The organism is Paenibacillus sp. LHD-38 (genome assembly GCF_031157315.1).
Lineage (GTDB): Bacteria > Bacillota > Bacilli > Paenibacillales > Paenibacillaceae > Pristimantibacillus.
The window spans coordinates 118,908-131,638 of sequence record NZ_JAVIFU010000019.1 but is presented as its reverse complement, the minus strand read 5'-3'; the positions used below and the strand labels follow the sequence as shown (position 1 = coordinate 131,638).

Here is a 12,731-nt window from a genome sequence, read left to right as displayed (position 1 = left end):
CCACAAGTTGAAGGAAAGAAGTCCGATATCCTTCATTCCATTCGAACAGAATTGGTTCCAGGGATCCCTATTCTCGTGGTATTTATTCGGCATCGTTCAAAGAAGAAGGAATGGTTGGCGATTCTCTCAACCGACTTGACTTTAACGGTCGAGGAAGTCATCCGTATCTATTCCATGCGTTGGGACATTGAGGTCTTCTTTAAGTGCGCTAAATCCATGCTACGCTTGCAAAAGGAGTTTCGAGGTCTCTCCTACGATTTGCTCGTTAGCCATACGACCATTGTATTTTCTCGTTACATTCTGCTTGCCTGGCAGCATCGTCAGAGTACGGATCAGCGAACTCTAGGCGGGTTGTTTTATTTGCTATGTGATGAGGTCGGCACCATGGATTGGGTGATCGCGTTACAGCAACTGCTCGACTTGATCAATGAAGTCGCAGCAACGGCAAACAAAAAACTTTCAAAATTAATTAAAAGTCAACTACAACAATGGATCGCCGGTTTGCCCAGTTATCTCAAGGCTTATCTGCCTATTTCAAGCTGCGAAGTTTGAGTTATGAACAACTAAGCTGTTTATTTTCTGTACTTCTTCAAAGTGACAGGATGCCGCGCGACTGAACTCCCCTCGGTACGATATCACACATGGATGAGCAGGCGCTTCGGTGGCCTGCTCATTTTATTAAGTGAATGGGCAGAAAGCTCAATGTTTGGCTATGGTAAAATTCAATAATAGTTTCAATAGGAAGTCAGAGGAGGATGTAGAATATAGCTATTAGTAGACGTGTTAGAGAGGATGAAGTAAATGATATTACCACATCAATTTATGGAAAAAATCAAAGCGGTCCATAAAGAGAAAGGCGAGGAATGGTTAAGAAATTTTAATAGCCTTATTCAGTATTGCGAGAAAAGATGGTCAATGCGTGTTATGGCACCTTATCAGTTGTCTTTTAACTTTGCTGCACCTGCAATTTTAAATGATGGAACAAAGGTGGTATTAAAACTTGTCGTTCCAAGTGATGAGCAGTTTCTCCATGAAGTGGAGGCTCTTAAACTTTTTAATGGAAACGGTATCGCTCGATTAATTGATTACGAATTGGATATGGGAATCATGATTTTGGAGTGTATCACACCAGGAGAAAAACTTGCTACCATTCAAAATGATGAACAAGCAACATCTATAATATGTAAGGTCATAGAACAACTTTGGATACCAGTCCACGCCCATTGTAAATTACCAACAACTTCAGACAAAGAATTAGAATTTAGAAATAACTGTAATAAGTACAGTGATGGTATTGGACCATTTTCAAAACAAATGCTACTTGAGACAGGAGCATTATTTAGACATTTGAACTCTACAATAAAACAACAGTATATTCTACACGGTGACTTACATCATTATAATATTTTATCTTCGGGTAAAGACGCATGGATAGCAATTGACCCCCATGGAATGGTCGGTGAAAGAGAATATGACGTAATTCAAATGTTTTGGACTAAACTACCTTCTGAGAACTTAAGTGAAGTTATTGAAAGACGTATAAATATTTTGGTAAATGAATTGAAATTAAATGAAGAGAGAGTTTTATTGTGGGGTATTTGTCATTCAACCTATAATTTAAGTTCATATATACAGAAATATGGTGAGACCATTAAAGATATTTTCGAAGTTATCACGATATTTAAGAATTTACATAAATTAAGATACGGGTCAGTACAGTTTTGACTAGCTACTTCAAACAATATTTCTAATATAAGTGATACCTCGAATGGTTTCATGATGCTATTAGATGGTGTTATTGACAGTAGCATTGATAAGGACCATGGAGTTGAATTTGCGCTGATTACAAGAGTATTTGACCAGAATACAAGAGAATATCTTGAAGAAATCGAATTGGCTCCAGATGGAGATGGTTTATGTATGGGAATTCATATGTGGGAAGACGGGGAATTTGAATAGAGTTGAACTTTATTTTAGCAGAAATCATTGGGAAACAAAAAAAGCTCAAGCACCAATACAATGCTTGAGCTATAAATCGATTATACATTTCTCGCTCCAGTTTTCTCAACTAACGGGCAGCATAGCTTAATAAAACATCGGGCATAATACGCCTCAAAATAGGTGGTATTGCAATGTGGAGATGTACGGTGTTAATGGTGCTTATCTTTGCACTTATAAATGGAATTAATGAAAAAACTGTGATGGCATCAGATGAGAAGATGGATTGGGGGCTCACTAATTTATCAATAAACGATATTAATACCGCTGAAATCAGGTGGTCTACCCATAATCGAATTATGTTAAAGAAAGAAGAAATTTATATACTTGTATCCTTGTTAAGGGAAGTGCAGAAGGATGATGTAACACAATATAAAGGTCCTGGTCCAAAAGGTGGGCCTGCCCGCATAAACATACTTTTGAAATCGAATGAAAAATTAACCTTGGTATTAAACGGAGATCATTTCTTGTTCCGTGGGAGACAAGTTTATCAAATTTATTTACCTGAATTGAATGCATTTACATTTTCACGAATAAAAAAGTATTCAAATAGTTTGAACTAACAAACATATAATTAACGATCTTGATTAAACTCTTTTCAGTTAGTTTCAAACAAATGGGATAAAATGAAATCCGCCATCTCATACTAACTTTGAGATGGAGGTGAACGCTATGCCCAAAAATGATGCTGATCCTAAGTATGACCGCGAAGATAACCGAGCAGATAAGAAAAACAACCAGCAGAATAACGCTCATTTCACTGAAGAAGCGCAAACGCTAACTAGCAACAAGGCCGCTGATTACGTCCCAAGTTTGAATGGTATCCCCAAAAATCAAATTTAAGTAATTGCAGGCTGCTCTTCTCGTCATTTTATGAGGGAAGAGCAGCCTTTTAAGTGAAGATGAGAAACGTATTAAAACAAATGCTTCAGATGAAATGCGGCATATATCGTCCTTCATTTCTGAGAAACGAACGATCGTCCTCGCCGCGCCTATTTCTTTCACGACTGCTGCTAGCAGCTCCTTCATGAATGTTAAACGACGCGATAAGTCCCCGCCATATTTGTCCGTCCGAGTATTCGTATCCTCTGAATTAAACTGGTCAATTAAGTAGCCATGCGCTGCGTGGATTTCGACCCCGTCAAAACCAGCAATCATGGCATTTCTCGCAGCTGTTGCATACTGTTCAATCACTTCAAGAATATCGTCCTGTGACATCGAGAATTTTGTTGATCATTGCAAGAATTCGCCTGATGTTCTCGAGCTACACCGTATAAGCGGTCAGTACAATTTCTTAGTTAAAGTGGCTAGCGAATCGTTGCAATCCATGGAAACCGTAATCAATGAACTGGGTAAACACGGAGATTCGACGACTTTGATTGTTCTCTCCTCGCCAATCGAACATAATAAGGTTATTCCTGATAATCAGCATAAATAGAACTCTGCTGGTGGTCTAGAAGGGAGGGACGCGGTTCAAAGAATTTCAACGGGTGAAGCAGCCGGAATAGAAAAAAGTAAATGTTCTTGTTGCTATCGGGTGGGGCGAGAATTGAAAAAACGCATTTATTTCATGTGAAGTGAGGGATTAGATGCAGAAAGAAATGAGCTCTATTAATCGTAATAGCTGGAATAAGGATAGGTATCAAATATGGCTGAATCGGTTTGGTTCGATTGAGCAAGAAGCTCAAAGAATACTGAATGATCCAAGGAAAAGGTTAAAAGTTCTTGCTGATTATTTGGGGGAAGTAATGAACAAAAGAATAATTAATCTTCTAGGCTCTAATGGCACTAAAGCAGTCTCCGTCGCTTTGATGGGTGCAAAAGAAGTAAAAGTAGTTGATATAGCTAATGAAAATGCTAAGTTCGGATATGATTTAGCTAATGCATGCAATGTGGAGATTGAATACATAGTTCAAGATGTGATGGAATTGGATACTGAACAATTAGGGGAATTTGATATTGTATTCTTAGAAATGGGAGTGTTGCACTACATTTACGATATTGAAAAGCTGTTTACAATCGTAAATCGCCTACTAAGTAAAGGCGGAAGATTCGTTCTCAGAGAATACCATCCAGTTATTTGGAAATTATTAAAGGCTGAAAATGGACAGTTTGTTGCAAGTGGTAATTATTTCGACCAATCGGTTGATGGGGAAGAGATGAAATTGAGACGTTGGACATTAGGTGAAGTCATAACATCTTTAGTTAAAGCAGGGTTAACTGTTGAGGCTCTTCATGAAGAGTCGGGAAGTATCCAAAGATGGGTTTTCAATGAAATGCCGGAAGGGACAGAGGATAGAATTCCTGGTATATATGCTGTCATTGCTACAAAATAAACTTCGCATTTTGCACATGGAATTGAGATGTTTAGCGGTAGTCTAGGACTTTATTATCTCGTCCAAGGCTGCCGCTGTTTCCGTACGGCCAGATATAAGTTACTGGTCAATTAGCGAAGTAAAGATTAAATGCTTGCCTTTTATAAACATTGGAGTTATTATGGATTCACAATGTCGTTAATGGTGGTTCTGAATGATATATTCCCTGGCGACAGACTATGCGCTCCATCTGTTCGGAAGCAGGAGGATATCTTCTTTCTGGATATCACCCATGCAATCGAAGGAATAGCTTTCTTGGTCGAATGCAGTCTGAATCACCGAAGCGAGTGTCTAATCCTGCAGTTTGTAATCGACGCCGAGCGACAATTTGAAAAGTATCTGGAGAACAAGAAAATAGCGGATTTAGCGAAATGAATCAAGACGGAATGAGGTTCCGTTCTTTTTTTGAAAATATTATAGATATAACGTATCTATTATATCTCTAATATAATTATTGAAAATCGGGAGGGAGAATTAGGATAACTTATGATTGTGCTATTATCGGCGAAGGACCGGAATCCGGTATCCTTTTGCCCTTACTCACCTAACGGGCAGAAATGTTAAATTGGACAGACTGCCGCGGCGGGTCAGCTTACTAACATAAGGGATCCTCACGAAAAAGTCATACAAAAATGCCGATACATCTGCTAAGAAAATATTAAGGCAGGTGACTCTTGTCGGGCATTGCATAATCAAACAACGGAGGCGGTTAAACATGAAGGAAGAATTTACATTCAATTCTGAAATGGCTCTTGTATACGAGACAAACACCCGAATCTCGATTCCCACATATGATGCGTTATTCGCGATGGTTCAATCTTATTATCGAGCTCAATTGGGCGAAAAAGCGGCATCTTTGCTGGTGATCGGCGCAGGTGGCGGAAATGAACTTTCCGCATGGGGACCGTCTAACCCAAAATGGACGTTCACTGGAGTTGACACTTCTGAAGAGATGCTTAAGATTGCTAAAAATAAAACAGTTCAGCTTGGCTTAGAAAGCCGCGTCAAACTCATCCAGGGAACGATTGACGACCTGCCGCTTCCAGACTCAAAGTTCGACGCGGCAAGTTGTATCTTGGTTCTTCACTTTATTGACGATATTCAAGAGAAGTTGAAGCTTCTCCAAACCATTAAGGATAATATGAAACCGGGAGCTCCATTCGTACTCGTTAGCGCGTACGGAGACCGCGATGATGCCGAACTTCGAGACAGATTAAACGTATGGAAAAGCTTTTGGCTCGATGCTGGTAAAGAATCAGCCAAAGTGAAAGAGTTGGTAAACAAAGGCATTATGAAAATATCTTTCATTCCAGAAAATCAAATCGAACGGCTATTGGCAGAATCCGGCTTTACAAATATAACCCGGTTTTATTCTACTGGACTTTTTGCGGGATGGATTTGCCAAGCGGAATGATTTATCGCAGATAACGATCAATGAGTTAACCCGAATTGATTTTGCACTATAGATGAATAACGTACATGGATGAGCAGGCGCTAAGGCCTGCTCATTATATTAAGATACCTCACCGGTTGAACGAACCGGGCTACTTAGATAGTTAAACTATAATTGAACCCTCGAATAAATAGGGTTAATAATTTGCATGAAACGAGTTGTTTATAAATTTTCACAATGAGATCGAATAAAAGAGCAAACTAGAAGTAGATATTATGAGATTAATTTTATAATTCACCGCTAATTACGATTAATGATGGAATAATATTATAAAAACAATAATAATTTAATTATGTATTATTCTAAGTTAATCCTTGACATAATGTAAAAATAACATTAACATATGGATAAAATAATGGTCTTTAACCATAATTAAGTAAAAAAGTATTGTAAATATTATTACTTTAGTTGTATTGATTTCTGTTTTCGTTCCAAAGTCTTAGATTACTTTTGTCTAAAATTGACTGAATATTGTGATAATTGTGACTTTTGAATGACTGTTAGGGGGATTCCATTGAATGAAGAGCTGTTGAGAATCGAGCATTTAACGACCTCTTTTCGAATCGCGGATCATGATTATGCAGCAGTAGATGATGTGACGCTAACGGTAAGGGAAAATGAGGTTCTTGCCATTGTCGGGGAGTCCGGATCAGGTAAGAGCGCGCTTGCCTATTCGATTATGGGGCTGCATACAAGAGCGAGAATAGAAGGGAACATCTATTTCAATGGTCAGGATATTGCCCATATCTCTCCCGCGAAGCTAAATAAGCTAAGAGGGAATGAAATAGGGATGATCTTTCAAGATCCGTTGTCGGCATTAAATCCGCTTATGATAATCGGCTCTCAGATAGAAGAGGCCATTTTCCTTCATAAGCCTAAGCTTTCGAAGAAGGACAGGACCAATAAGGCGATCGAGCTATTAGCAAAAGTAGGAATTCCGCGTCCCGAGCATACCTACGGGCGATACCCCCATGAATTATCTGGCGGAATGAGGCAGCGTGTTGTTATTGCGATCGCGATCGCCAATGAGCCCAAGCTGCTAATCGCTGATGAACCAACTACCGCGCTTGATGTAACGATACAGCTGCAAATTCTTGAATTGCTTAGGAAGCTGAAGGAGCATAGTAAGGCAGGTATAGTCCTAATTACGCATGACTTAGGCGTCGTAGCCGAAATGGCTGATCGCGTGGCTGTTATGTATGCCGGCCAAATCGTTGAGATCGCCGATATTTATACGCTTATTTCGAAAGCTAAGCATCCCTACACGAGATCATTGCTGCAATCGATACCGACTGCAAATGAAGCGAAGTCGAGGCTCCATGCTATTCAGGGAATCGTACCTTCTCTGCAAAATCTTCCTCGTCATGGCTGCCGTTTTAAGACGCGGATTCCTTGGATCGATGATTCCGCGCATGAAGCAGATCCGGTTATGCATGAGATATCACCGGGGCACTTAGTCAGATGCAGCTGTTACAAGCATTTTCACTTCCTTGATCCAAAGGAGGAGGATCGTCATCATGTCATTTCTTGAGGTTAACGATCTGAAGGTGCATTTTCCAAATCGCGGCGGCATTTTTAGCAGGATGGGCCAACCGGTCAAGGCCGTTGACGGTATTTATTTCTCCATGGAACAGGGGCAGACTTATGGTCTTGTTGGTGAATCAGGCTCAGGCAAGACTACGACAGGACGAGCGATCATAGGCTTAAACACGATTACATCGGGCAGCATTCTCTTTGAAGGAAAACAGCTTGCTGCAGGCGGTTTGCAGAGACAATCGGCATTCCGCAGAGACATCCAAATGATATTCCAAGACCCCTATTCCTCATTGAATCCGAAGAAACGCGTATTGGATATTATCTCTGAGCCATTGCGGAATTTCGAGAAGCTATCCGCAAGTGAAGAGAAGCGTCAAGTGCAGCAGCTATTGGAGAAGGTAGGCCTCAGCCCGGAATCGATTTATAAATACCCGCATGAATTTTCTGGAGGACAGCGGCAGCGGATCGGCATAGCAAGAGCTATAGCGCTAAAGCCTAAGCTGATTATCGCCGATGAACCGGTGTCGGCACTTGATGTGTCCGTACAAGCCCAGGTCCTGAACTTTATGCAGGACATCCAAAAGGAATTAAACCTTACCTATTTATTGATCAGTCATGATCTCGGCATTATTCGGCATATGTGTGATCAGATTGGAATTATGTATAAGGGCCGTTATGTAGAACAAGGAACGACAGCGGATATTTTCGATAACCCCCAACATATTTATACGAAACGTCTTATATCGGCCATACCGGATATTGATCCGGCTAAACGCGAGGAAAAGTATAGATTTCGAGAAGCGGTGAAGTCGGAATACGAACAAGCCTATGGGAAGTATTTTGACGAGGATGGCATGGCTTATCCATTGAAACCAATATCAGAGACACATTTCGTGGCTTTGCCTGAGAGAGGTTGAGGAGATGTGGAGGACAGTTGTACGAAGAATGATCATTATGGTTCCTCAAATTCTATTATTGAGCATTCTTGTATTTCTAATGGCTAAGGCGATGCCGGGCGATGCGCTGACAGGCCTGCTCGATCCGAGCATCGATCCGGCTGCGCTGGATGCGCAGCGTGAGAAGTTAGGTCTTAATAATCCTTGGTATGTGCAATATTGGGATTGGATTACAAAAGCCGTTCAAGGCGATTTCGGGCAATCGTTCCGCTTTAAAATGCCGGTTTCTGAGCTGATAGGCCAGCGGATGATGAATACGGTTTGGTTATCCCTAGCAACGTTAATACTTACCTACTTCATCGCGATTCCGCTTGGCATTACTAGCGGGCGCTATCACGACACATGGGCGGATCGATTGATAACAGGCTATACGTACATAGGCTTCGCGGCTCCGTTGTTTATTTTTGCTTTATTGATGCTATGGGTGTTCGGATTTCATTTTGGGTGGTTTCCTACCGGAGGAAGCATCGCTCCGGGAGTGGAGCCAGGTACCCTTCAATACGTCATGAGCAAATTCTATCATTTGCTGCTGCCAGCTTTATCTATGGCATTAATTACAACGGTAACAACCGTTCAACTGCTGCGAAGCGAGATTATCGACACAAAGCAGAAGGATTTCATTTTAACGGCAAGAGCAAAGGGCGCCTCAGAATCCCGTGTCTATAATCGCCATATTTTACGGAATTCATTATTACCGATCGCAGCGTTCTTTGGTTATGAAATTACGGGGCTTATCGGCGGCACGGTTTTCATTGAGAGTATCTTTAGTTATCCGGGAATGGGTGAGCTGTTCTTGAGCTCGATCTCACTACGGGATTTCAGTGTCGTTACGGCCTTGGTTCTATTGTACGGCGCAGCGTCCATACTTGGAGCATTAATTTCTGACATAATCTTAACGATAGTTGATCCTCGTATTCGAATTAAATAAGATCCCGAGACTTTGAGGTGAATAAAATGAGAAAGACAACCTCCCCTATAAGCGCGCAAAAGCAATTGGACAAAAGTCCTTCAAGCTGGAGCATTATCTGGCGGGAAATCGTTCGGGACAAGGTCGCTTTCCTATCATTGATTTTCCTAAGCCTAGTCATCTTGTCAGTCTACGGTATATCCCTTGTTCTGGATCAGGCACAAATCGTTACGATAGATTTATTCGAACTGAAGCAGCCTCCTTCTTCAAAATATTGGCTTGGCACCGATTATGGAGGACGTGATGTTTTTGGACAGTTAATTATCGGGACCCGGAATTCTTTATCTATCGGCATTATCGTTACTTTACTTACAGGCCTTATTGGTGTTCTAGTAGGGCTCATTTCCGGTTATTTCGGGGGAATGGTTGATAATATTTTTATGCGATTTGTCGATTTTTTTATGATTTTACCGACCTTAATGATTGTAATCGCATTTGTTACAGCCGTGCCCAAATATAGCATCGTATCCTTCTCGCTCATTATGACGGCCTTTCTATGGATGGGGATTGCAAGACTGATCCGTTCCAAAGCGCTGCAGGAGAAGGAGCTGGATTATGTTCTAGCATCAAAAACATTAGGCTCATCCAACCTGAAAATTATGATGTCGCAAGTGCTGCCGAATTTAAGCTCCATCATTATCGTCACGATGACTTTAAATTTGGCGGCAAATATCGGTTTGGAATCCGGCCTTTCCTTTCTGGGATTCGGTTTCCCGGAGAGCACGCCAAGCTTAGGTACTTTAGTCAGCTATGCTAGGGACCCGCAAACGCTAGAGTCTAGATGGTGGATTTGGTTACCTGCATCGTTACTGATTTTGGTATTGATGTTGAGTATAAATAATGTCGGTCAAGCGTTAAAGCGTGCGACAGATGCAAGACAAAGAAAAGGATAATAGAGGAGGAAAATGATGGTGAAGAAGAAATCTATTTTTTCAAGGTCCCTAATCTTACCGTTCATGCTGGCTCTGCTCGTCTTTCTTGCGGCATGTACATCCGGCAATGGGAACGAAGCGGGCAATCCGTCTCCGACTGATGGAGGAGATAAGCCGGTTCCAACCGAGAGCGAGAAACCTGCCGTAGAAGATGGCCTCTATTCGATTGATGATTTTAGTAATGTGAAGAAGAATGAAGGCGAAGCGATTAAGGGAGGCTCGATCACCTTTGGTCTTGTATCGGATACTCCGTTTGAAGGAACACTGAACTTCAACTTTTATTCTGGCGACCCGGATGCTCAGGTGCTAGGCTGGTTTGATGAAGGGCTGCTGGCTTGGGATAAAAGCTATGTATATACGAATGATGGTGCTGCAACGTATGAGGTGTCGGAGGACGGTAAAACGTTTACGTTTACGATCCGTGATAATGTCAACTGGCAGGATAGCAAGCCTGTGACTGCTGAGGATTGGCTGTTTGCCCATGAGGTCATAGGAAATCCAAAATATGACGGCCCGCGTTATGACTCGAGTTTCACTAATATTGTAGGGATGAATGAATACCATGACGGTAAAGCGAAAACCATCTCTGGCATAGAAGTGCTTAGCGATAAAAAGTTGAAAATTACGTACATTGAATCGACGCCATCCTTGTTGACTGGCGGCGTGTGGTCTTATCCGTTAGCAAAGCATATTTTCGGCAATATGGATGTGGCAAAAATTTCTTCCTCGCCAGAGGTACGCGAGAAGCCGATCGGCTTCGGTGCTTTTAAAGTGAAAAGCATCGTTCCAGGAGAATCGGTCGTCTATGAGAAAAATCCGGATTACTGGCGGGGAGAGCCTGCCTTGGATGAGGTTATTCTGAAGGTTATCAATCCAACGACCATCGTTCAGCAGCTGGAAAGCGGGGGAGTTGATCTAGTAGATTCATTCCCGGTTGATCAATACCCGGATAACGCGAAGATGTCGAACGTTGAATACCTAGGTGCGATTGACCGTGCCTATACGTACATCGGCTTTAAGCTAGGGAAATGGGATGCAACGGCTAAAAAGGTAGCTCCTGATGAAAAAGCTAAAATGGGCGACGTGAATTTGCGGAAAGCGATGGCGCATGCAGTCGATAATGATCAAGTCGGCAAAAAATTCTATCACGGCTTGCGCTGGAACGCGACGACACTGATCCCGCCGTCTCATCCGGAGTACCATGATTCTACGAATCCGGGGCTTGCTTATGATCCGGAATTAGCGAAGAAAATTTTGGATGACGCGGGATATAAGCTAGACGGAAAATTTCGTACCAACCCGGACGGAAGCGAATTAGTCATTAATTTTATATCCATGACCGGCGGGGATATTGCTCAGCCGCTTGCACAGTACTACGTTCAGTCCTGGCAAGCGATCGGATTAAATGTGCAACTGGAAATGCTGGAATTCAATACTTTCTATGACCGTGTCGGCTCTAATGGTGAAGATGATCCTAAAGTCGATGTATATCAAGGCGCATGGGGCGTAGGCATTGACGTTGACCCAGCAGGCTTGTATGGACGAGACGCCATCTATAACTTCTCGCGGTATGCGAGCGAAGAACAGGATCGGCTGCTTAAAGCAGGCGTGTCAGCAGAAGCCTTTGATGTGAAGGTGCGTCAAGGAATTTACAAGGAATGGCAGCAGCTAATGGTAAAGGATATTCCGGTCTTCCCAACCTTGTACCGCGCCGTGATCGTTCCGGTTAACAAACGGATACTTAATTATGCGATTGGCGATGGAACGAATCTGTATCCCTATCAGATTGCCGTATCGCAGGATAAACCGTTTGTAGCGAAGTAATGAGCTGAGATGCTCGTACAAAGCATTTTATGAAGGGCCCGGCCAGAAGTGGTCGGGCCCTTTCTTAATATATAAGAATTTATAATTTTTCACTTATAAATGTGCTTATATATCTCCGCGAAACGATAGCTTTTGCCACTGAAGACGGCGACAGCCGTTTACGCTTGTGGCAAGAAATACTGAAGTGTGGAAGAGGTCAAAGAACCTTTTACAAGGATATTGGATCATTATGCTTTAATGTGTATAATATTTGACTATAAATAGAACAGCGGATGAAGGGAACTACTGGGATGAAAATAAGTAAGCACAATGCTGAACATTATATATGGGGCGAAATTTGTGATGGTTGGCATTTAGTTAAAGGCCAAGATTTAAGCATTATTCATGAACGAATGTCAATAAATACTTCGGAAGTTAAGCATTATCATCAAAATGCCCGACAATTTTTCTTTGTCCTAACAGGTACAGCAACTTTGGAAATTGGTGATAAAGAGGTTGTTTTACATCGACACGAGGGAATCGAGGTTTTGCCTCTGATACCACATCAAATGTTTAATAAGTCAAACGAAGAAGTTGAATTTCTGGTAATTTCTCAACCGAATAGTAAAGGTGACAGGATCGTAGTAGATTAATATCGTTTATGTGTAGCTTTTTTAATTAGCCAGACCGCTTGAAAATTGACCGCTTTGC

The 12,731-nt window shown here is 41.7% G+C and carries 12 protein-coding genes and 2 pseudogenes; 13 read left to right on the top strand and 1 reads right to left on the bottom strand.

What is annotated here, in order from left to right; translation table 11 throughout:
* From RCO25_RS17920 to RCO25_RS17905, 4 genes and pseudogenes are all read left to right on the top strand, one after another.
* Nucleotides 1-552: pseudogene (locus RCO25_RS17920) on the top strand (IS4 family transposase); the annotation flags it as partial.
* Nucleotides 553-801: 249 nt separating this feature from the next.
* Nucleotides 802-1,725, top strand: a complete 924-nt coding sequence (locus RCO25_RS17915) for an aminoglycoside phosphotransferase family protein (RefSeq protein WP_308997507.1) — start codon at nucleotides 802-804, stop codon at nucleotides 1,723-1,725.
* A 51-nt stretch (nucleotides 1,726-1,776) separates the two neighbouring features.
* Nucleotides 1,777-1,959: a hypothetical protein gene (locus tag RCO25_RS17910; protein ID WP_308997506.1), complete on the top strand. Its 183-nt coding sequence runs from the start codon at nucleotides 1,777-1,779 to the stop codon at nucleotides 1,957-1,959.
* A 173-nt stretch (nucleotides 1,960-2,132) separates the two neighbouring features.
* Complete coding sequence (locus RCO25_RS17905; RefSeq protein ID WP_308997505.1) at nucleotides 2,133-2,561, top strand: hypothetical protein; 429 nt, start codon at nucleotides 2,133-2,135, stop codon at nucleotides 2,559-2,561.
* 385 nt (nucleotides 2,562-2,946) lie between these two features.
* Here the strand turns inward: RCO25_RS17905 and RCO25_RS17900 are convergent.
* A pseudogene (locus RCO25_RS17900) lies at nucleotides 2,947-3,201 on the bottom strand (oxidoreductase); the annotation flags it as partial.
* Between RCO25_RS17900 and RCO25_RS17895 the strand changes: the two are divergent.
* From RCO25_RS17895 to RCO25_RS17855, 9 genes are all read left to right on the top strand, one after another.
* The gene (locus tag RCO25_RS17895) at nucleotides 3,155-3,436 is read left to right on the top strand and encodes an Lrp/AsnC ligand binding domain-containing protein (protein ID WP_308997504.1); all 282 of its coding nucleotides are present in this window, start codon (nucleotides 3,155-3,157) and stop codon (nucleotides 3,434-3,436) included. The pseudogene RCO25_RS17900 and the gene RCO25_RS17895 sit on opposite strands and share 47 nt — an antisense overlap.
* Before the next feature lie 151 nt (nucleotides 3,437-3,587).
* Nucleotides 3,588-4,334: a class I SAM-dependent methyltransferase gene (locus RCO25_RS17890; RefSeq protein WP_308997503.1), complete on the top strand. Its 747-nt coding sequence runs from the start codon at nucleotides 3,588-3,590 to the stop codon at nucleotides 4,332-4,334.
* 754 nt (nucleotides 4,335-5,088) lie between these two features.
* Complete coding sequence (locus RCO25_RS17885) at nucleotides 5,089-5,787, top strand: class I SAM-dependent methyltransferase (protein WP_308997502.1); 699 nt, start codon at nucleotides 5,089-5,091, stop codon at nucleotides 5,785-5,787.
* Between the two features lie 553 nt (nucleotides 5,788-6,340).
* Nucleotides 6,341-7,357 carry an ABC transporter ATP-binding protein gene (locus RCO25_RS17880; protein ID WP_308997501.1) on the top strand — a complete coding sequence of 339 codons (1,017 nt, stop codon included), beginning with the start codon at nucleotides 6,341-6,343 and terminating at the stop codon, nucleotides 7,355-7,357.
* Nucleotides 7,344-8,279 (top strand): ABC transporter ATP-binding protein, encoded by a 936-nt coding sequence (locus tag RCO25_RS17875; protein ID WP_308997500.1) that lies wholly within the window; start codon nucleotides 7,344-7,346, stop codon nucleotides 8,277-8,279. The genes RCO25_RS17880 and RCO25_RS17875 overlap by 14 nt, the downstream gene beginning before the upstream one ends.
* Nucleotides 8,280-8,283: 4 nt before the next feature.
* Nucleotides 8,284-9,246 (top strand): oligopeptide ABC transporter permease, encoded by a 963-nt coding sequence (opp4B, locus tag RCO25_RS17870; RefSeq protein ID WP_308997499.1) that lies wholly within the window; start codon nucleotides 8,284-8,286, stop codon nucleotides 9,244-9,246.
* A gap of 26 nt (nucleotides 9,247-9,272) precedes the next feature.
* Nucleotides 9,273-10,178 (top strand): ABC transporter permease, encoded by a 906-nt coding sequence (locus RCO25_RS17865; protein WP_308997498.1) that lies wholly within the window; start codon nucleotides 9,273-9,275, stop codon nucleotides 10,176-10,178.
* Between the two features lie 15 nt (nucleotides 10,179-10,193).
* Nucleotides 10,194-12,041: an oligopeptide ABC transporter substrate-binding protein gene (locus RCO25_RS17860; RefSeq protein ID WP_308997497.1), complete on the top strand. Its 1,848-nt coding sequence runs from the start codon at nucleotides 10,194-10,196 to the stop codon at nucleotides 12,039-12,041.
* A gap of 290 nt (nucleotides 12,042-12,331) precedes the next feature.
* Nucleotides 12,332-12,673, top strand: coding sequence for a cupin domain-containing protein (locus RCO25_RS17855; protein WP_308997496.1), 342 nt, complete (start codon nucleotides 12,332-12,334; stop codon nucleotides 12,671-12,673).
* Nucleotides 12,674-12,731 lie beyond the last annotated feature (58 nt).